The following is a 19,238-nucleotide window of genomic DNA, read 5'->3' as shown; positions in this document are numbered from 1 at the left end:
TGGTTTTTATCCTCCGTTGCCGTAAAACCACCGACCTCAGGCAATGGATATAAGGCAACTTAAGCAACTATGCTTACACGCTATAATACTTGCATAAATTTTGCTAAAATAACCCCATGAAAACACTCAAGCTACGCATACGAGATAAACATACAGCAAAGCTTAATAAGTTAAGCGGTTCAGTCAATTTCGTATGGAACTACGTCAATGACTTGAGTTACAAACATCTACAAAAAACAGGCAAATTCTTTTCAGCTTATGATTTGAACGAATACACCAAAGGTAGCGGTGAATTACTGGGCTTGCACTCTCAAACCATTCAAGCCATCAATGAAACCCATGCTAAAAGCCGTAAGCAATTCAAAAAGGCTAAACTCAACTGGCGAACCAATAACCCCAATGCCAAGCGTAAATCGCTTGGCTGGCTACCGTTTAAACAATCGGCTATTAAGCATATTGCCACTCACCAAACAGGCAAAAAGGGCTTAAAATCAACCCTGCAACTAAGTCTAGCCAAAGGGCAGAAACTCATCATCGACCTATGGGACAGCTACAACCTATCGCTTTACCAAATCAACACCTGCGAGATTGTGCAAGACAGCCGTAACCGTTGGTATGCGTGTATCACCGTTAAAGACTACCCTAAAACCACTTGTGGAACTGGTAGTGTAGGCATAGATTTAGGTTTAAAAGACAGTGCCACTACCTCAAGCGGTGACAAACTCACCATTAAGCAAACGTTAAAATATGCCAAAGATTTAGCCACCGCCCAACGTGCCAAAAACAAACAGCATGTAAAGGCAATCCATGCCAAAATCAAAAACACACGCCAAGACCTGATACATAAATTCACCACCCAATTAGTCAAGGACAATGCCCTAATCGTGGTTGGTGACGTTAAAACCACCCAGTTTAACAGTAAAAAAGGCAAACTAGCCAAGTCGGTTTACGATGCAGGTTGGTTTGAACTCAAAAGGCAACTGACCTATAAATGCGAGAACGCAGGTTGCCGTTTTGAAATCGTGAATGAACGATACACTACCCAAACTTGCTCGTGCTGTGGCGATATGTCCAGTAGCTTGAGCGGTAGAGCAGGTTTGCGAATAAGAGAATGGACTTGTGTAAAGTGTGACACACGGCATGATAGAGATATTAATGCCAGTAAGAACATTCTTGCGGTCGGGCTTGACCGTCTGGGAGCAGGAATCCCCTCACTTTAGGGAGGGGAGGAAGTCAATACCAATAATTAAAGTGGGTTTGTGAAAACAATTCATTTGATTACCAAAAGTTTTAGCTGTCACTGTCTGATTTCCCCATGCCCAAACACAATCCATTTTTGCGATGTTAAACCTTCAAGACCCACAGGGCCGCGCGCATGGATTTTATCGGTAGAGATACCAATCTCTGCACCCAAACCATATTCAAATCCATCGGCAAAGCGGGTTGATGCATTGACCATCACGCTACTAGAATCAACTTCACGCATGAATGTTAACGATTTTGAGTAGTTTTCGGTGATAATCGCATCGGTATGGTGTGAGCCATGGGTATTGATATGGGCAATGGCTTCGTCGATATCGGCGACTACTTTAATCGCCAAAATCGGTGCCAAATATTCGGTATCCCAATCTGCTTCACTCGCCGCTGACAGATGAGCGGTTAATTCAGCGGTATCGCTCAAGATGGCTAAGGTTTTTGGACAGCCGCGTAATTGCATGGCACTGTCTGCAGCGACAATGGCGCTGGCGATTGGCGGCAAGGCTTGCGCAGCGATTTGGCTATCAATCAGCAGCGTTTCCATAGTATTACAAGTGCCGTAGCGGTGAGTTTTGGCATTGACGCAAATATCGGTTGCCATACTCAAGTTTGCATCGCGATCGACAAAGGTATGGCAGTTACCATCTAGATGCTTGATGACAGGGACGCGCGCTTCATTACTGATACGCTCAATTAGGCTTTTACCACCTCGCGGCACAATCACATCGACATAGCGATTCATGGTAATGAGTTCCCCCACTGCCGCGCGGTCGGTGGTTTCGACCACTTGCACTGCGGCCTCTGGCAAACCAACTGCTTGTAAACCTTGTTTGACACACGCAGCCAATGCTTGGTTAGAATAAAACGCTTCTGACCCCCCACGTAGGATAATCGCATTGCCAGATTTTAATGCCAAAGACGCAGCTTCAATGGTCACATTGGGGCGAGATTCATAAATCATCCCGACCACACCCAGCGGCACGCGCATTTTACCTAGCTGAATACCCGATGGACGAAAGGTCATATCCGTGACCTCGCCAATTGGGTCAGGTAACATGGCGACATCTTTTAGCCCTTGTAACATGCCTTCAAAACGCGCATCGGTGAGCGCCAATCGGTCAAGTAGTGCGTCATCCAGTCCTTTTTGTTGACCGTTTTGAATATCGGTGGCATTGGCCGCCAACACCTGTGATTTGGCTTGTTGCAGGGCGTCATAGATAGCGAGTAGGGCGCTATTTTTGAGCGCGGTGTCTGCTTTTGCCAAAATTGCTGAAGCAGCGCGCGCTTGCCGTCCCACGGTTTGCATATAATGTTTGGTATCAGTCATGGTTTGCATAGTCAGTCCCTAATATAATCATCGCTTCATCATAACAACTTCAATCCAAAAATGGAATTTAGAAAGTTTTGACAGACAAAAATTAATGGTTATGACTCAATCTAAAAACAAGCGCTAAAGACCGGCGCCATAAAATAAAGTTAAATGAGAGAAAAAGTTGCGTTTTAGTAGCGTTTTAAGCGAAAATAGACAGTTTTTTTCCACCTATCGTCAAATTTTGGATTGAATATCATGTCAGATGCTATGCCAAACTTACAGCGTCCTGTAGCCTTGCAACTTAACAATATCCACAAAAACTTTGGATCGCTTGAAGTATTAAAAGGTGTATCGTTGACCGCTTATGATGGCGATGTCATCTCAATTCTGGGCTCCAGCGGTTCGGGCAAATCCACCTTGCTACGCTGTATAAATTTGCTTGAAAACCCCTCACAAGGGGAGGTTTTCTTGGGCAGTGAAGCATTGGTATTAAAACCGAATAAATCAGGGGATTTGGTTGCCGCTAATCAACGTCAGCTTGAGCAGTTTCGCTCAAAAATGGGCTTTGTGTTCCAAAACTTTAACCTATGGCCTCATCGGACTATTTTGCAAAACATCATTGAGGGGCCGACCCAAGTCCTAAAAATCGCCAAAGACCAAGCCATCAGTGAAGCCGAAGTGCTACTAAAACGCGTAGGACTACTGGACAAAAAAGACGCTTACCCAGAAAACTTATCGGGTGGGCAACGCCAGCGTATCGCCATCGCTCGTGCGTTAGCGATGAAGCCCCAAGTATTGCTATTTGATGAGCCAACCTCTGCGCTCGACCCAGAATTGGTCAATGAAGTATTAGCGGTGATGAAATCGCTTGCTGAAGAAGGTCGCACCATGCTGATTGTCACCCATGAAATGCGTTTTGCGCGCGATGTATCAAGCCAAGTGGTGTTCTTGCATGAGGGACGTATCGAAGAAATAGGCACACCCGAGCAGGTATTTGACAACCCGCAATCAGCGCGGGTAAAAGACTTTATGGCAAGCCATCAAAAATAATTCAATCAACCTATGAGCCGTCAATTGCTATGCGATTGGCGGTTTTGTAGTTTTAGGCATCAGAAAAAATTTATTTGATTTAATTGTTGCTGAATACGTTTTTCACTTGCAAAAATGTTAATTTATGTTAATTTTAACTAAATTGTAAACTCGCATTGATTTTAGTCGCATTGATTTTAAATATTGAAATCGCTGAAAGCGAAACCTGATATTAAATCGCTTTTTACTCAAAAATTTCATTTGTAAGGAACATCCATGCAATCAACCTTGAATTCAACCTACTCAAAACTCGCCTTGGCAACGGTATGTGCAGTTAGCATGGGATTAACCGCCTGTCAAAAACCTGCTGAAAAAACAGAAGGTGCAGCCGCCAGCCAACCCGCTGCCAGTGCCAGCACAGGCAAAAAAATTCGTATTGCCACTGAAGGCGCCTACAAACCATTTAACTATACCAATGCCGATGGCACGTTAGGTGGTTATGACGTGGATGTTGCCAAAGCCTTGTGTGCCCAAGCGAAACTCGACTGCGAAATCGTAGCGCAAGATTGGGACGGTATTTTGCCAGGCTTGATGGCGAGAAAATACGACGCGGTTGCCGCGGGTATGTCAATTACCCCAGAGCGTTCGGCGCAAGTGGATTTCACCACGCCTTATTTTAAAAACACCATGGTTTGGGTCGCTGCCAAAGGTGGCAAATTCAACCCACAAGCGATTTCAGGGCTAAAAATTGGCGGTCAACGCTCAACCACCATGGCGCAGTACCTTCAAGATAAACTGAGCAAAACCAACGAAATCAAATTGTATGACAACTATGACAACGCCTACATTGACCTAAAATCAGGTCGTATCGATTCAGTGCTGTCTGAAAAAGTAACCGCTAGCGAATGGCTAAAACAAAACAGCAACTACCAACTCGTAGGCAGTGAGATGGATAATGGTGACAACATCGCAATGGCCATTCGTAAAGGCGATCCACTAAAAGCAGAATTTGATAAAGCCTTAGATGCACTACAAAGTAATGGCGAGTTGGCAAAATTACAAAAGCAACATTTTGGTAATTAATTGACGTTGTATCGATCGTTTTAAAATTTACACAATAGATGTGGGTGACCCTCAAATTTTGACAAAAGGTGTTGTTATGAAACAGTTATCGGTTTTGGGTGTATCGTCGTTAGCCATTTTGATGGGGGTAACTGCCTGTCAAAAACCTGCCCAAAAAGAAGCAGACACGGCAGCAGCAAGTAGCGCAACCACCGCAGCAAACGCAGATATGCCACAGATTCGTATCGCTACCGAATCAAGCTTTGTCCCCTTTAGTTATAAAGATGCCAATGGCAAATTAATCGGCTTTGAGATTGATTTGGCAGATGCGTTATGTAGTGAAGCCAAACTCAAATGTGAAGTGATTTCCCAAGATTGGGATGGTCTCATTCCAGGGCTACAAGCACAAAAATACAATGCCATCATGGCGGGCATGTCAGACACCGCAGAGCGTCGCCAAGTGGTGGCATTTAGCGACCCATACTTTACCAATAACCTCGTTGTGATTGGCAAAAAAGGGGTAGAAAAAGGCGCTGATGACCTAGCGGGCAAATCCGTGGGTGCGCAGCGTTCAACGACTGCCGCTGAGTACTTAGCCAAAAACTTCCCAAAAGCCACCCCAAAACTGTATGACACCCAAGATAATGCCTATCTTGACCTAGAATCGGGCCGTACAGATTTGATGATTTCTGATAGTGCCCCAGCCTTATCATGGTTAAAAACTGCCAAAGGTCAAGGCTTTGAAGTCAAAGGTCAACCGATCAATATTGATGACAAAATTGCCATTGCTCTTCGTCAAAATGATCCATTGATTGGCAAATTCAACACCGCACTGGCGGCGCTAAAAGCCAATGGTACTTACGATAAAATCAGCCAAAAATATTTTGCAGATGTGCCAAAATAAGCCGTTAAATAACTGATTAAGTGTTCGTTTTCTTACAACTCACAAGCAAAAATTGTCATGTGTTAGACGTTAAAAATTAGGAGTATCAGGTGAAAGCAAATATTTCATTATTGGGTAGCTTGGCATTGGCAGGTCTAGCGCTGGTGGGTTGTCAAAAACCTGCAGAAAAAACGGCGGCAACGACGGCGAATAGCACAGCCGCTTCTACAACGGTGAGTAGCAGCACAGAGACATCGAGCAGTATGGCTGGCAAAACCATTCGCATCGCCACTGAAGGCACTTATAAACCCTTTAGCATCACCAAAGCGGATGGCAGTTTGACAGGTTTTGATGTGGATTTTATTCGGGCCTTATGTGCAGAAATGAAAGCCAACTGTGAAATCAAGCCACAAGATTGGGATGGTTTATTACCAGGCTTGATGGCAAAAAAATATGACGTGGTAATTGATGCGATGTCTATCACCCCAGAACGTCAAGCGCAGGTCGATTTTACCGACCCCTATTTTACCAATACGTTGGTATTTTTGACCAAACAAGGTAGTCCTATCAATCCGGATGACCCTGCCCAAATTGACAGCCATACAGTTGCGGCGCAGCGTTCAACGCTATCGACCCAGTGGATGGAAAAAAATCACCCAAAAGCCCAGCTAAACCTGTATGAAGGTTTGGACAATGCTTTTATGGACTTGGCAGCAGGGCGTTCGGATCTGATGATTTCGGATAAAGCCCCGGCGGCTTATTGGCTGACCACGCCAGAAGGTAAGGGTTTTGAAATCAAAGGTAAAGAAATTGATGTCAATGACAAAATGGGTATTATCGTGCGTAAAGGCGACCCACTGCGTTTAGAATTTAACAAAGCGATAGCCACGTTAAAATCAAATGGCACGTATGACAAAATCTATAATCAATATTTTGGCAGTGCAAACACCACAACAGCGGCGGCAAGCAGCGTGGCAGTTACGGTCTCTAGTACCACAACGACCACGACGACTGTGGCAAGTACCAGCAAGTAACTTAACCAAGCGCTTGGGTTTAGTCAAAAACTGGGTGAAAAGTCACTCAGTTTTTTGTTTTTTTGATGGTTTTTGATAGGGCAATCACGTAAAATTGCACCCTGCAAAAAACAAAGCAAAAGGTTATATCCGTTATCACCTTTTGTCTAGGCGACGGTGAAACTGGGTTTTAAGCATTTTTTGGGTAATAGGTCAACAAACAGAGTTAAAAAGACAGGGTATCGATATTGTGTTAGATCTACAAGGTTTTGGGCAGCTATTATTAAGTGGTGCTTGGGTCACCATCAAACTGGCACTGACTAGTTTGGTCATTGGGCTGATTTTGGGATTATTGGGCGCGACTGCTAAGATGTCACGGTTTAAAGTGCTCAACGCCATCGCCACCGCTTACACCACGATTATCCGTGGTATTCCAGAACTGCTGTCAGTCATGTTTATTTACTTTGGCGGCTCGATGTTGATGGGTCTTATTCTATCGCAATTTGGCAATACGGGATATGTGGATGTCAGTCCGTTTTGGGCGGGGGTTACGGCGCTGTCTGTGGCATTTGGTGCGTATGCGACCGAAACTTTTCGTATGGCATTTCAAGAGATTCCAAAAGGTCAAGCCGAAGCGGCGCAAGCGATTGGCATGAAAAAATTTCAAATCCTTTGGCGAGTGACGTTGCCACAAGTCTGGCGTATTGCACTGCCAGGACTGGGGAATTTGTTTTTGGTACTGCTCAAAGATACTGCGTTGGTTTCTGTGGTCGGGCTTGAAGATATCATGCGCCATGCTAAAACGGCGGCGACTTCCACCCAAAGCCCGTTTACTTTTTATATGGCAGCAGCATTGTTGTACTTGAGTCTGACCGTCATCATCACGGGTGTGATTATGTGGCTAGAGTGGGTCAATAACCCAGCAGAGCGTTATGCAAAACGCCTACAAAAAATCGGCATGGCAAAATAGGGGATTCATCAATGAACTGGAATTGGCAAATTATTATTGATAGTATCCCAAAACTGCTGCAAGGCAGTATTATCACCATTGAGCTTGTGGTGTTGTCGGGTTTATTGGGGTTTATGTTGGCAGTGCCGCTAGCACTGGCTAGGCTGTCGAAAAAACCTTGGGTGCAGGCATTGCCGTTTGCATATATTTTCTTTTTTCGTGGTACGCCGCTACTGGTGCAAATCTTTTTGATTTATTATGGTTTGTCACAATTTAAATGGGTGACCGAGTCTGTGCTGTGGAAATCGGGTGTGTTAGCGAGTCCATTTTGGTGCGCTATCATCGCTTTTACCCTCAATACGGCAGCTTATACCGCAGAAATCATCCGCGGTGCTATCAAGTCCATCCCCAAAGGCGAGAATGAAGCTGCCGACGCCATTGGCATGTCGTATAGCCAAAAATTGCGCCGAATTATTTTTCCTCGTGCCTTTGGCATCATGCTGCCGGCTTATGGCAATGAAGTGATTTTTATGCTCAAAGGCAGTGCGCTGGCATCGACCATCACTTTGATGGATATCACCGGTGTGGCAACGACGATTATGTCAAAAACTTATACCGTTTTTGAGTTGTTCTTTGCCTCAGGTATCATTTATTTGTTATTGTCTTGGCTATTGATTGGGATGTTTCGATTGGCAGAAAAACGCATCAATCGTCATCTTTCTTATCAGCCCATCAGTGATGGGGGCGTCACTGCCTAAGCTAGGCTAAGTTAGGCTAAGCTAAATAAAGAGTTTGGATGTATTGGAGGCGTGCCAATGAAACAAGCAGTTATAACATCAAGTTTGCTGATGGGTGGGGTGTTACTCTCGGCTTGTCAACCTGCCAGTGATAACAAGCCACAGCAAAACAGCACAGCAAGTGCCACAGTAAGTGCCACAGTGTCTAGCGTTCAAAGTCCGCATCACGTTGCCAGTGTAGCTGTCGCCAGTACCGTATCCTCCCAAACCGCCCAAAACGGTGTGCTCAAACAAGTCAACTGGGCATTGGTGGATTCGGGCGTTAAGCCAGTCGATAAAGCTAGCTTTAAATACCCGTTTGCGATCGATAGCGAGCCTGTCAAAGCGTATGCTGAGATGTATCATGTGGATAATGAAACCTCCCGCTACAATTTAACGGTGGGTATGGCAGTCAATGAAGTCTTATCCAAAGTGCTCGACCAGCTGGGTACTGCCTATGTGTCACATGAACTCACAGCCGGTAAAAACAGCGCGTTTGTCATTCATACCACCCAGCAAATTGCCCCGAGTCAATACACTTATGTCTTTGCCGAGCCCTTTGCCAAAGGGTTAACCATTCCTGTCAAAATTATCAATGATGGCAAAAAATAACTAAGTTGCCATCGGTATGTTGACGTTTATTTATCGTTTAAGGAAATACCATGCGTGTGCTAGGACTGGAAACATCCTGCGATGAAACGGGATTAGCCATTTTTGATAGTGACCAACGTCACCAACCCAATCAAGGTTTGGTCGGGCAAGTGCTATACAGTCAAATCGCGCTACATGCGACATATGGTGGGGTAGTCCCTGAACTTGCAAGCCGCGATCATATCCGTAAATTAGTGCCCTTGTTGCAGCAACTGCTGGATGACTGCCAACTCAACAAAACCGATATCGATGCAATTGCCTTTACCAAAGGTCCTGGACTGGTGGGCGCGTTGATGATTGGGGCATTGTTTGGGCGCAGTTTGGCGATGGCACTTAATATTCCTGCGATTGGCGTACATCACATGGAAGGACACTTACTCGCGCCGCTATTAGGCGCCAATCCGCCCGATTTTCCGTTTGTCGCGTTGCTGGTGTCGGGTGGACATACCATGTTGGTGGCGGTCAAAGGCATCGGGCAATATGAAATATTGGGTGAGTCGATAGACGATGCTGCAGGCGAGTGCTTTGATAAAGCCGCTAAAATGCTAGAGTTGCCTTATCCTGGTGGGCCTAATATTGCCCGCTTGGCGCAAACAGGCAATCCGTTAGCTTATGAATTACCGCGCCCGATGCTCGGCAAAGGATTGGATTTTTCTTTTAGTGGTATGAAAACCGCCGTGCATAATTTGATTAAAGACCATCCAACCGATAGCCATAATCCTGAGCATGCCCAGACGCGCGCCGATATTGCAGCAAGTTTTCAATATGCGATGGTCGATACGTTGGTGAAAAAATGCGTCAAAGCCTTGCAGCAAACAGGCATGAAACGTCTAGTAATCGCAGGCGGGGTGAGTGCCAATCAACAACTACGAGAATCGTTAGCCGAGGCATTAGCCAGAATCAATGCCACTGTGCATTATGCACCGCCTGCCTTGTGTACCGACAATGGCGCCATGATTGCCTTCGCTGGGTGGCAGCGCTTGAATGCCGGTCAACACGATGAGCTAGCGGTTAGCTGCTTGCCGCGTTGGGATATGACATCGCTGCCTGCTGTCAACCTAGCTAAACCATAACCACCACAAGGACTTGAAGATGCCATGGCTGTGGATAGGATTGGGGGCGGCATTGGGGGCAATGCTGCGCTGGTGGTTAGCCAGAATCAATAGCGTACATCCTTGGTTGCCCTATGGCACACTATCTGCCAATGTATTAGGCGGGCTGTTGATGGGATTTGCCTTGATACTCACCCAAAAGATGCACCCAAACTTACGACTGTTTATTACCACCGGGTTTTTGGGGGGACTGACAACGTTTAGTACGTTTAGTGCCGAAGTGTTTACTTTGTTGAATAGCGGCAAGGTATGGCAAGGTTTAGCCTTGATTGGCGTCCATGTGTTTTTAACCTTGGTTGCGACTGCCATTGGTTTTTATTGTCTTAAATTGTTAAATTATTGATAACTTTTCAACTTGTTAACTTTTTCACCTTTTCACTTCTTGTTCATGCTAAAAGTTCTAAAGCTGCTCAAGGCTTTGCGAATCGATAAGCGAATTTAATCTTAAATTCCCTTATCGCGTCTCACCTATAGCAGCGTGTGCCATCCGTCAGCCATCAAACTGTCATGATACTGTCACATTTCTTTGTAATCATATACACAATTTTTATACAAACCGAAATATGGTTATTATTAGGATACCTGAAGCGGCCAACTTTGATTGATATCAGCTTTGACCTATCATAGTGAAAATAGCCAAAAAAGGTTAAATCGTACGGTTCGTGACATTTATTTCATTCAGGCAGTTTCATCGTAAACTCAAAAAATGTTTTTAGGAGCTATCCATGCGTTATTCATTATTAAGTGTTGTTGTAGCATCAACGTTAGCATTAACCGCTTGTGGTAACAAACAAGCAGACAATCAAGCAGCGGGTGCCTCAGCGACGTCAAGCACTGCGACTACAAGCGCGGCAGGTAGCGATAAAAACGCCGTATTTACTATCACAGGTGCAGGCGCCTCTTTTCCACAACCTATCTATGCTAAATGGGCAGGTGAGTTCAAAAACGCCACTGGCGGTCAAGTAAATTACCAATCAATCGGTTCATCAGGTGGTATCAAACAAATCCAAGCCAATACCGTTGACTTTGGTGCGTCGGATGCGCCTTTAAGCAAAGAAGAGTTGGATAAAAGCGGTTTAATCCAGTTTCCAACCGTTATCGGTGGGGTTGTACCGGTTGTTAATATCGATGGTGTTGCACCAGGTCAATTAAAACTAGACGGTGCCACCCTTGCCAATATCTACTTGGGTAAAATCACTAAATGGAATGACCCAGCGATTACCGCATTAAACGCAGGCGTCACACTACCAGATGCGCCAATCACGACGATTTTCCGTTCAGATGGTTCAGGTACAACCTTTAACTTTGCAAGCTACTTAGCGGCTGTATCACCAGAATGGAAAGCAGGTCCAGGTGTAGACAAATCCATTAAATGGCCAACCGCTGCGACAGGTGCAGGTGGTAAAGGTAACGAAGGCGTGGCAAGTAACGTCGCTCGTGCCAAAAACTCTATCGGTTATGTTGAGTACGCTTACGCAAAACAAAACAAAATGTCGCATACTCAGTTGAAAAATGCAGCAGGTAACTTTGTACAACCATCGGCTGAAAGCTTTGCCGCTGCGGGTAATGCAGATTGGAAAGGTACCCCAGGCTTTAATATTGTATTGACTAACCAAGCAGACCCAAATGCCTGGCCAATCTCTGCGGCAACATTCATCTTAATCCATACTAAACCAACCAACCCAGAAAACGTCAAAAATACCCTTAAATTCTTTGACTGGGCGTATTCAAGCGGTGATGAACTAGCAAAATCATTGGACTTTGTACCATTTTCAGCAGAAAGCAAAGCTATCTTCCGTGAAGAGTGGAAAAAAGTTGTAGGGGCTGATGGTAAGCCACTATTTAGCTCAGATGCTGCTACAGCAACTGCGTCAGCGGCAAAATAATCTCATGATGATGGTTAACAGTTAACAGGGTTAAGCATGTCAAACGATACGTAGAGCAATAAACAAGTTAATGCTCTACGTTTTTTTTTCAAATTTCTAGAATTAGTAAACTAAAACTATTTTTTGATGGCTGGGTTCTTATGTCGGATTTACACGCAAAACTCGCAAAGCAAAAACAATTAGACTGGTTGTTTGTCAACGCGACTCGTCTTTTTGCGTTTATCGTGCTGTTGTTGTTAGGTGGTATCTTAATCTCACTATTTCTTGGTGCATTGCCAAGTATGAAGGCGTTTGGCATTAACTTTTATACCAGTAAAGACTGGGATACAGGGATGGATGTATACGGCGCACTCGCACCAATCTATGGTACGCTAGTGACTTCTATCATTGCTATTTTGATTGCGGTGCCTGTAAGTTTTGGTATTGCCATGTTTTTGACCGAGCTTTGCCCAAATTTTTTAAAACGTCCTTTGGGTATTGCCATTGAGTTATTAGCGGGTATCCCTTCAATTATTTATGGTATGTGGGGATTTTTCGTATTTGCACCTTGGTTTTCAGAACATGTACAGCCTTGGCTGATTGACCATTTAGGGGATGTGCCTTATGTGGGTCGTTTATTCCAAGGTGCGCCGATGGGTATTGGTCTGTTCACTGCAAGTTTGATTTTGGCAGTCATGATTATCCCGTTTATTGCATCGGTCATGCGTGACGTTTTCTCCATTACGCCAAAGATGCTTAAAGAATCTGCCTATGGTTTGGGTTCAACCACTTGGGAAGTGATGCGATACGTGGTGTTGCCTTATACCAAAGCCGGTGTGATGGGCGGTATCATTTTGGGATTGGGTCGCGCATTGGGTGAAACGATGGCAGTCACCTTTGTTATTGGTAACGCTTATAATGTCAGTCCAAGTTTGTTCCAGTCAGGGGTGTCAATCACTTCGGCATTGGCAAATGAATTTGCAGAGTCTGAAGGCTTGCACCAATCATCGCTATTACACTTAGGTTTCTTACTATTTATCATTACCTTTATTGTACTGGTGATTTCAAAATTGATGCTCAGTCGTATGGATAAAAATGCGGGTACGAAATAAGGACGCTGGGGAATACTATGACTACTACCAACATGAATCGTAACAATGCCATTTACAAACGCCGCCGTCTAAGCAATGCTTTAGGACTGGTATTCGCCGGTTTGTCCATTGTATTTGGCTTGACCTTCTTAGGCTTAATTTTATTCAAATTGTTTTTATCAGGCTCGCATGCGTTATTGACCATGCCTATTTTTACTCAAGACACCCCATCGCCAAACGAAATCGGTGGTCTTCGCAATGCGATTATCGGCTCAATCATGGTGACAGGATTAGGGCTTGTAGTCGGCACACCGATTGGTGTCATGGCAGGTATTTATCTTGCTGAATTTGCCGAAAACAGCTGGCTTGGTAAAGTCACCCGTTTTATGAACGACATTTTGCTATCCGCACCCTCGATTGTGATTGGTCTATTTATTTTTGCGTTGATGGTACAAGGTCGTAACTTCTCAGGTTGGGCAGGTGCAATGGCTTTAGCGCTATTGGTTATTCCTGTGGTGGTACGTACCACCGAAAATATGCTGCGTCTAATCCCCAATACATTGCGTGAAGCGGCTTATGCGTTAGGGACGCCAAAATGGAAACTGGTAACATCCGTTACTTTACGTGCTGCCAAAACTGGGGTGTTAACAGGTATCTTACTGGCATTTGCGCGTATCTCGGGTGAGACCGCGCCATTACTATTTACCGCGCTCAATAACCAATTCTTTAGTACCGATATGGGTCAGCCCATTGCCAACTTACCAAACGTGATTTATCAATACGCCAGCCAACCATACCCTATTTCAAACCAATTGGCTTGGGCAGGTGCGTTACTCATCACCTTGGCAGTATTAACATTGAATATTTTGGCACGTGCGCTCAGTGGTAAAGAGCAATCATCACATTGATGATCAATAGAAGATTAAAACTATTTGCTAGTATCAAACAAAATTTATTAAGGTATTCATCATGACCGCAAAAATGCAAATTCGTAATCTACAGTTTTATTACGGTAAATTTTTAGCCCTTAAAAATATCAACATCGATATCGCTGACAAAAAAGTCACCGCGTTTATTGGACCGTCAGGTTGTGGTAAATCAACGTTACTGCGTACCTTCAACCGTATGTATGACCTATACCCAGGCATGAGTGCCACGGGTGAAATTAACCTAGATGGACAAAACATCTTGGATAAATCGGTGGACGTCAACTTGCTGCGTGCTCGCGTGGGTATGGTATTCCAAAAACCAACGCCATTTCCGATGTCAATTTATGACAACGTGGCATTTGGTGTGCGTCTGTACGAAAGCTTAAGCCGTGCTGAGCTAGACGAGCGCGTTGAATGGGCGCTCAAAAAATCGGCACTATGGAATGAAGTCAAAGATAAACTTAAAGCATCGGGTCTGTCATTGTCCGGTGGTCAGCAGCAGCGTCTGTGTATCGCCCGCGGTGTGGCAACCCGTCCTGAAGTATTGCTACTAGATGAACCCACCTCGGCCCTTGACCCTATTTCAACAGGCTCAATTGAAGATTTGATTTCAGACCTAAAAAATGATTACACCATCGCCATCGTCACCCACAACATGCAGCAAGCGGCACGGGTGTCTGACTATACCGCGTTTATGTACTTGGGCGAAATGATGGAAATGGGGGATACTGATAAAATGTTCACCAACCCAGACCGTAAAGAAACTGAAGAATACATCACCGGTAAATTCGGCTAGGCTATTTTGTTATTAGGCGATCTGCGCGTCATAGCCAATCACAATACCTCGCTACCTCGCTGGTGCGGGGTATTTTTTTGCTTAAACTTCTAAGCGCAATCAAAGCAAAATAAATATTGATAACGATTCTCATTTACACTATAATTCGCAAATTGTCATTATTTTTTTTATTATTTATTGGTGTTTACTTTTAAGGATGTTTTATGTTGAGCCGTACTTTTACTTTATCAATATTACCCCTGACGATATCTGCATTACTCTTGACGGCTTGCCAAAAAACCGAGCAAAAAACCGACGTAGCAGCTGCTGCAAGTAGTGCCGCAACAGCGCCTGCAACGAGCAATGCTTCTGCAGTCACAGCGTCGGCGCAGAGCTCAGTTGATTTGAGTAAAGAAACGGCGGAATACAAAGCTTGGGTACAAACCCAAATTGATAGCTTGCTCGCCGATACCCAAAAATTTGTCGCACTGCTCGAAGCGGGTAAATTAGAAGAGGCGAAGGCGTTATACCCAAAAGTACGCATGTATTATGAGCGCTCAGAGCCGATTGCTGAAAGTTTTGGCGACCTTGACCCACGTATCGACAACCGTGAAGCCGACCTTGAGCCCAATGAAGTATGGACAGGGTTCCATGCGATTGAAAAAATCTTGTGGACACAAAATACCACCAAAGGCACTGAAAAACTGGGTAAACAACTGATTGCAGATGTCAAAGAATTGCACGCCAAAATTCCAACGGCAGAGGTCACAGGCGACTTGATGGTACAAGGTTCAGTAGATTTGCTCAATGAAGTATCAACAAGCAAAATCACCGGCGAAGAAGAAATTTTCTCGCACACAGACTTGTATGATTTTAAAGCCAATATTGAAGGCGCCGAGAAAATATTTGCCATTTTAAAACCAAAAATCCAAGCCAAAAACCCGGCGTTAGTCACGGAGCTTGAGCAAAAATTTGGCGCAGTCAACCAACTACTTGCCAAGCACCAAGTCGGGCAACAAGATTATAAATCCTATAAAGAGCTAACCCCTGCAGATACCAAAGCGCTAGCTGAGGCGGTGAATAAACTTGGTGAACCCTTAGCGCAGATGGGCATTGTATTGCAATAAGTCAAAGGTGAAGCAAAAAATTGCTTCACTTTACGGTTTTAGGGTGGCATAAAAAGGTCAGTACGGTGTTAGGGGCAGTATGAAACATAGTAAATTAGATAAGCAAGCGCAAGAAACAGGGGTGGGATTAAAAACGTCAAATCGTCGCAGTTTTTTACGCCAATTTGGTGCGCTCAGTGTCGCAGGCGCAGGTTTAGCCGTGTCGGCCTGTCAGCAAAAACCAAGCGAAAACTTACCTAACTTGCAAGCTTTAGATGGCAATCAGTCCAAAGATAGCGATAAAAACGAAAATCCTAAACATGCCGGTAGTGATGCCAATACTACCAAAAATAGTTTTGCGGATGTCAAATATGATTTTTATGGCGAACACCAAGCAGGCATTACCACGCCGTCACAGCGTAATATTTATTTTTTGGTGATGGATTTACATACCGATAAGCTTGATGATGTCAAACAGATGTTCAAAGACTGGACAACCTATGCGGCCAATTTGACGCAAGGTAAAAACATCAAAGCGTATGAAAAGAACCCGTTTGTGCCCCCAACCGACACAGGCGAAGCAGACAGTATGGGCGCGTACGGATTGACGTTGACCTTTGGGATTAGCCCAAGTTTTCTAAAAAAAATGGGACTTACCCATAAGCAGCCCAAAGAATTCCAAGACTTGCCCAAGTTCCCGCGCGATCAATTACGAGAAAATTTGACGGGGGGTGATATCTGTATTCAAGCCTGCGCCGAAGATGCCCAAGTGGCGTTCCATGCGGTACGGCAACTGGTTCGGCAAGCGCGTTCTAATATCACCATGCGTTGGAGTCAGTCAGGTTTTGTTGGGTTTGATACCGGCAATCAAACGCCGCGTAATTTATTCGGTTTTAAAGACGGCACTGCCAACCAAAGCACCATCAAAGCTGTGGACAAAAACTTATGGGCGGATGCGCCTGATTGGATGAAAGGCGGCACTTATTTGGTCACCCGTGTCATCCAAATGCATCTTGAAACTTGGGATCGCACCTCACTTAAGGGTCAAGAAGACACCTTTGGTCGACATCGTGATAGCGGCGCGGCGATTGGACAAAAAGGCGAATTTGACACCTTTGATGTGAATGCCAAAGACGCGCAGGGTAAAGCAGTGATACCTGAAAATTCCCACGTGGGACTGGCAAAACGCACAGGCGTGGAAATGCTACGCCGTTCGTATTCTTACAGTAGCGGCATTAACCCAGCCACTGGGCAGTTTGATTCAGGGCTGCTGTTTATTTCATTTCAGAAATCGCCCGAGCAATTTACCATCATCCAAAATGCCCTAGGTCGTCTTGATAAAATGAATGAATACACCACCCACATTGGCAGTGGCTTATTTGCTTGCTTCGGTGGTATTCCGCAGGGTGGCTATATTGGACAAGCATTATTTGAAGCTTAAGGTTCAAATGCAACATCCATCACTTAAAATAGACGGTTCAAAACACACGCTTAAAAATAGGCGGTTCAAAAAACACGCTTAAAAACAGACGGTTAAAAAGCTACTCATGATAAACATCACTCAAAAAACCTTGCTAAGTTTTGGCCTAGCAAGTTCGCTGCTCATCACCACTCAAGGCTTACAAGCGCAGCAACCAATGCCTGCAAGTGCACAGATAGCGACGCAAGCCAGTCAACCAGCCAGCAAAAAGTTGAATTTAAGCCCTATTTTTATCAACCTATCAGACGCGATGGCGGCGATTAAAGCCAATGATACCCCGAAAGCCAAGGACACCCTTGTGCAAATTCAAACAGCCTTTGATGCCATTGATGCAACGGCAAAAAATTCCACGCTTGGGCAACAGGCAAGCCAAGCGATTGGGCAAGCCATCAGCAACCCCACAGAAGCCAATTTATCAGCCGTGTCAAATGCATTATATGCTTTTGAAAAAGAACAAAATCCTGTAGATTACAGCGGTAAGCGAAAAGAGTTTGCCAAAAAAATGGTACCGGCGTATGACAATCTTAATCAAGTCATACAAGGTGCAGCAGCGACAGATGTCGAAGCATTACGGGCGGCTTACAACCAGTTTAATGCAGTTTGGCTAGGTAATGAGCGGGTCGTGCGCAATACCAGTATGGGGCACTACGGCAAAATCGAAACATCCATGGCGCTGATGCGAGTGGCAATTGAAACCCAACCCATCAATATGGCGCAAATCAAAACCCAATCTGCCGCCCTAAAAGATGCCATTGACAGTTATAACAAGGGTGACGTAGCTGCTGTACAAACCACACAAACTGTCACCTTGGCGGATAGTATCCAGTTACTGCGCGATGGTTTACAGGCGTTTAAAACAAACGATGAAGCGACTGGTCAAGCCAAGTTAGGCGAGTTTATTAGTATTTGGCCAATGGTGGAAGGCGATGTCAGCACGCGTAACCCCAGTTTATATAATCGGGTGGAAAGTCAAATTCCGCTAGCGATGGCGAAGGGGCAAGACCCTAAACAGCAGCAAACACTGCAATCGATTATCAATGAATTGGCAGCAATCAATCCAACAGCCCAATATACCGCGGTTGACTCGATGCTGATTTTGCTTCGAGAAGGGTTGGAAGCCTTATTGATTGTCATCTCGCTGTTATCGGCTTTAACCGCTGCCAAACAAGTCAAAGCCAAAAAATGGGTGTATGCTGGTGTGGCTTTTGGCTTACTTGCCAGTATCGCAGGCGCGATGGCATTACAGCTACTATTCCCTGCGGTGACTTCTGCCGCAAATCGTGAGATGTTTGAAGGGGTGATAGGCATCGTTGCGGTGATTATGATGATTGGCATTGGCGCGTGGCTGCATAGCAAATCATCCGTCCAATCATGGAATGCTTATATCAAGCGTCATATGGGACAAGCCATGACGGCAGGTAGCTTTGTGTCGTTATTTGGATTGAGCTTTTTATCCGTGTTTCGAGAAGGCGCAGAGACCATATTGTTTTACGTCGGTATATTACCCAATATCAGCATGAGTAATTTTTTAACCGGGATTGGTTTGGCGCTTGTAGCACTGGCAGCAGTGGCTTGGGTGATGCTAAAAACCTCGGTTAAATTACCGATTCCACAGTTATTTAAACTATTAACTTGGGTGATTTACTTACTGGGCTTTAAGATTTTAGGCGTTAGTTTGCACGCGCTGCAATTGACAGGGTATCTACCGATGACTGCCATGAGCGGCTTGCCAGCGATTGAATGGCTAGGATTTTACCCAACACTACAGACATTTTTGGCACAAATCGGCTATATTATTATCCTTATCGGTATCAATCTTTGGATGAAAAACCATCAACGTCAGCAAACGGCTGCATTGGCATAACCTTTAATCAAAGATAATTAACGCCATAAAAAAATGGGTAAAACTTGTTTACCCATTTGGTTTTGGCGTCTAGTTTATAACGCA

The 19,238-nt window shown here is 44.7% G+C and carries 18 protein-coding genes; 17 read left to right on the top strand and 1 reads right to left on the bottom strand.

The window, feature by feature from the left end:
* The first annotated feature begins 116 nt into the window (after positions 1 to 116).
* Positions 117 to 1,220: an RNA-guided endonuclease InsQ/TnpB family protein gene (locus H9W84_RS08345; RefSeq protein ID WP_050324743.1), complete on the top strand. Its 1,104-nt coding sequence runs from the start codon at positions 117 to 119 to the stop codon at positions 1,218 to 1,220.
* A gap of 77 nt (positions 1,221 to 1,297) precedes the next feature.
* Here the strand turns inward: H9W84_RS08345 and H9W84_RS08340 are convergent, their stop codons facing one another.
* Complete coding sequence (locus tag H9W84_RS08340; protein ID WP_420846655.1) at positions 1,298 to 2,593, bottom strand: glutamate-5-semialdehyde dehydrogenase; 1,296 nt, start codon at positions 2,591 to 2,593, stop codon at positions 1,298 to 1,300.
* Between the two features lie 231 nt (positions 2,594 to 2,824).
* On the opposite strand from H9W84_RS08340, the gene H9W84_RS08335 reads away from it, so the two are divergent.
* From H9W84_RS08335 to H9W84_RS08260, 16 genes are all read left to right on the top strand, one after another.
* Positions 2,825 to 3,619 (top strand): ABC transporter ATP-binding protein, encoded by a 795-nt coding sequence (locus H9W84_RS08335; RefSeq protein ID WP_186303395.1) that lies wholly within the window; start codon positions 2,825 to 2,827, stop codon positions 3,617 to 3,619.
* 255 nt (positions 3,620 to 3,874) lie between these two features.
* On the top strand, positions 3,875 to 4,681 hold the full coding sequence (locus H9W84_RS08330) for a transporter substrate-binding domain-containing protein (RefSeq protein WP_239742979.1): 807 nt from the start codon (positions 3,875 to 3,877) through the stop codon (positions 4,679 to 4,681).
* 76 nt (positions 4,682 to 4,757) lie between these two features.
* On the top strand, positions 4,758 to 5,564 hold the full coding sequence (locus H9W84_RS08325; RefSeq protein ID WP_239742976.1) for an ABC transporter substrate-binding protein: 807 nt from the start codon (positions 4,758 to 4,760) through the stop codon (positions 5,562 to 5,564).
* Positions 5,565 to 5,653: 89 nt separating this feature from the next.
* Positions 5,654 to 6,577: a transporter substrate-binding domain-containing protein gene (locus tag H9W84_RS08320; protein WP_239742974.1), complete on the top strand. Its 924-nt coding sequence runs from the start codon at positions 5,654 to 5,656 to the stop codon at positions 6,575 to 6,577.
* A 229-nt stretch (positions 6,578 to 6,806) separates the two neighbouring features.
* Positions 6,807 to 7,526 carry an ABC transporter permease gene (locus H9W84_RS08315; RefSeq protein ID WP_007117180.1) on the top strand — a complete coding sequence of 240 codons (720 nt, stop codon included), beginning with the start codon at positions 6,807 to 6,809 and terminating at the stop codon, positions 7,524 to 7,526.
* A gap of 11 nt (positions 7,527 to 7,537) precedes the next feature.
* Positions 7,538 to 8,263, top strand: coding sequence for an ABC transporter permease (locus tag H9W84_RS08310; protein ID WP_096489243.1), 726 nt, complete (start codon positions 7,538 to 7,540; stop codon positions 8,261 to 8,263).
* Positions 8,264 to 8,320: 57 nt separating this feature from the next.
* The gene (locus H9W84_RS08305; protein WP_239742971.1) at positions 8,321 to 8,893 is read left to right on the top strand and encodes a hypothetical protein; all 573 of its coding nucleotides are present in this window, start codon (positions 8,321 to 8,323) and stop codon (positions 8,891 to 8,893) included.
* 50 nt (positions 8,894 to 8,943) lie between these two features.
* Positions 8,944 to 10,005, top strand: a complete 1,062-nt coding sequence (tsaD, locus tag H9W84_RS08300) for a tRNA (adenosine(37)-N6)-threonylcarbamoyltransferase complex transferase subunit TsaD (RefSeq protein ID WP_239742968.1) — start codon at positions 8,944 to 8,946, stop codon at positions 10,003 to 10,005.
* A 19-nt stretch (positions 10,006 to 10,024) separates the two neighbouring features.
* The gene (gene crcB / locus H9W84_RS08295) at positions 10,025 to 10,387 is read left to right on the top strand and encodes a fluoride efflux transporter CrcB (protein ID WP_239742966.1); all 363 of its coding nucleotides are present in this window, start codon (positions 10,025 to 10,027) and stop codon (positions 10,385 to 10,387) included.
* 382 nt (positions 10,388 to 10,769) lie between these two features.
* The gene (gene pstS / locus H9W84_RS08290) at positions 10,770 to 11,930 is read left to right on the top strand and encodes a phosphate ABC transporter substrate-binding protein PstS (RefSeq protein ID WP_050324751.1); all 1,161 of its coding nucleotides are present in this window, start codon (positions 10,770 to 10,772) and stop codon (positions 11,928 to 11,930) included.
* A 140-nt stretch (positions 11,931 to 12,070) separates the two neighbouring features.
* Positions 12,071 to 13,021: a phosphate ABC transporter permease subunit PstC gene (gene pstC, locus H9W84_RS08285; protein WP_096489239.1), complete on the top strand. Its 951-nt coding sequence runs from the start codon at positions 12,071 to 12,073 to the stop codon at positions 13,019 to 13,021.
* Between the two features lie 17 nt (positions 13,022 to 13,038).
* Complete coding sequence (gene pstA / locus H9W84_RS08280) at positions 13,039 to 13,908, top strand: phosphate ABC transporter permease PstA (RefSeq protein WP_188874750.1); 870 nt, start codon at positions 13,039 to 13,041, stop codon at positions 13,906 to 13,908.
* A gap of 61 nt (positions 13,909 to 13,969) precedes the next feature.
* A complete protein-coding gene (gene pstB / locus H9W84_RS08275; RefSeq protein ID WP_159375112.1) occupies positions 13,970 to 14,725 on the top strand; it encodes a phosphate ABC transporter ATP-binding protein PstB in 756 nt (251 codons plus the stop codon).
* 203 nt (positions 14,726 to 14,928) lie between these two features.
* Positions 14,929 to 15,831, top strand: a complete 903-nt coding sequence (gene efeO / locus H9W84_RS08270; RefSeq protein WP_239742964.1) for an iron uptake system protein EfeO — start codon at positions 14,929 to 14,931, stop codon at positions 15,829 to 15,831.
* A 79-nt stretch (positions 15,832 to 15,910) separates the two neighbouring features.
* The gene (efeB, locus tag H9W84_RS08265) at positions 15,911 to 17,251 is read left to right on the top strand and encodes an iron uptake transporter deferrochelatase/peroxidase subunit (RefSeq protein WP_239742961.1); all 1,341 of its coding nucleotides are present in this window, start codon (positions 15,911 to 15,913) and stop codon (positions 17,249 to 17,251) included.
* 106 nt (positions 17,252 to 17,357) lie between these two features.
* Positions 17,358 to 19,154, top strand: coding sequence for an FTR1 family iron permease (locus tag H9W84_RS08260; RefSeq protein ID WP_239742960.1), 1,797 nt, complete (start codon positions 17,358 to 17,360; stop codon positions 19,152 to 19,154).
* Positions 19,155 to 19,238 lie beyond the last annotated feature (84 nt).

The sequence above is a fragment of the Moraxella tetraodonis genome, from assembly GCF_022359095.1.
GTDB lineage: Bacteria > Pseudomonadota > Gammaproteobacteria > Pseudomonadales > Moraxellaceae > Faucicola > Faucicola tetraodonis.
Note: the sequence above shows the minus strand (reverse complement) of the source record. Positions and strands in the feature narration are given on the sequence as shown.

Coding starts and splice junctions, on each gene's coding strand:
- H9W84_RS08305 (WP_239742971.1), top strand. CDS start 8,321: ATGAAACAAGCAGTTATAACATCAAGTTTGCTGATGGGTGGGGTGTTA.
- efeB (WP_239742961.1), top strand. CDS start 15,911: ATGAAACATAGTAAATTAGATAAGCAAGCGCAAGAAACAGGGGTGGGA.
- H9W84_RS08310 (WP_096489243.1), top strand. CDS start 7,538: ATGAACTGGAATTGGCAAATTATTATTGATAGTATCCCAAAACTGCTG.
- H9W84_RS08330 (WP_239742979.1), top strand. CDS start 3,875: ATGCAATCAACCTTGAATTCAACCTACTCAAAACTCGCCTTGGCAACG.
- H9W84_RS08345 (WP_050324743.1), top strand. CDS start 117: ATGAAAACACTCAAGCTACGCATACGAGATAAACATACAGCAAAGCTT.
- pstA (WP_188874750.1), top strand. CDS start 13,039: ATGACTACTACCAACATGAATCGTAACAATGCCATTTACAAACGCCGC.
- tsaD (WP_239742968.1), top strand. CDS start 8,944: ATGCGTGTGCTAGGACTGGAAACATCCTGCGATGAAACGGGATTAGCC.
- H9W84_RS08340 (WP_420846655.1), bottom strand. CDS start 2,593: ATGCAAACCATGACTGATACCAAACATTATATGCAAACCGTGGGACGG.
- pstS (WP_050324751.1), top strand. CDS start 10,770: ATGCGTTATTCATTATTAAGTGTTGTTGTAGCATCAACGTTAGCATTA.
- H9W84_RS08335 (WP_186303395.1), top strand. CDS start 2,825: ATGTCAGATGCTATGCCAAACTTACAGCGTCCTGTAGCCTTGCAACTT.
- crcB (WP_239742966.1), top strand. CDS start 10,025: ATGCCATGGCTGTGGATAGGATTGGGGGCGGCATTGGGGGCAATGCTG.
- H9W84_RS08325 (WP_239742976.1), top strand. CDS start 4,758: ATGAAACAGTTATCGGTTTTGGGTGTATCGTCGTTAGCCATTTTGATG.
- efeO (WP_239742964.1), top strand. CDS start 14,929: ATGTTGAGCCGTACTTTTACTTTATCAATATTACCCCTGACGATATCT.
- pstB (WP_159375112.1), top strand. CDS start 13,970: ATGACCGCAAAAATGCAAATTCGTAATCTACAGTTTTATTACGGTAAA.
- H9W84_RS08260 (WP_239742960.1), top strand. CDS start 17,358: ATGATAAACATCACTCAAAAAACCTTGCTAAGTTTTGGCCTAGCAAGT.
- pstC (WP_096489239.1), top strand. CDS start 12,071: ATGTCGGATTTACACGCAAAACTCGCAAAGCAAAAACAATTAGACTGG.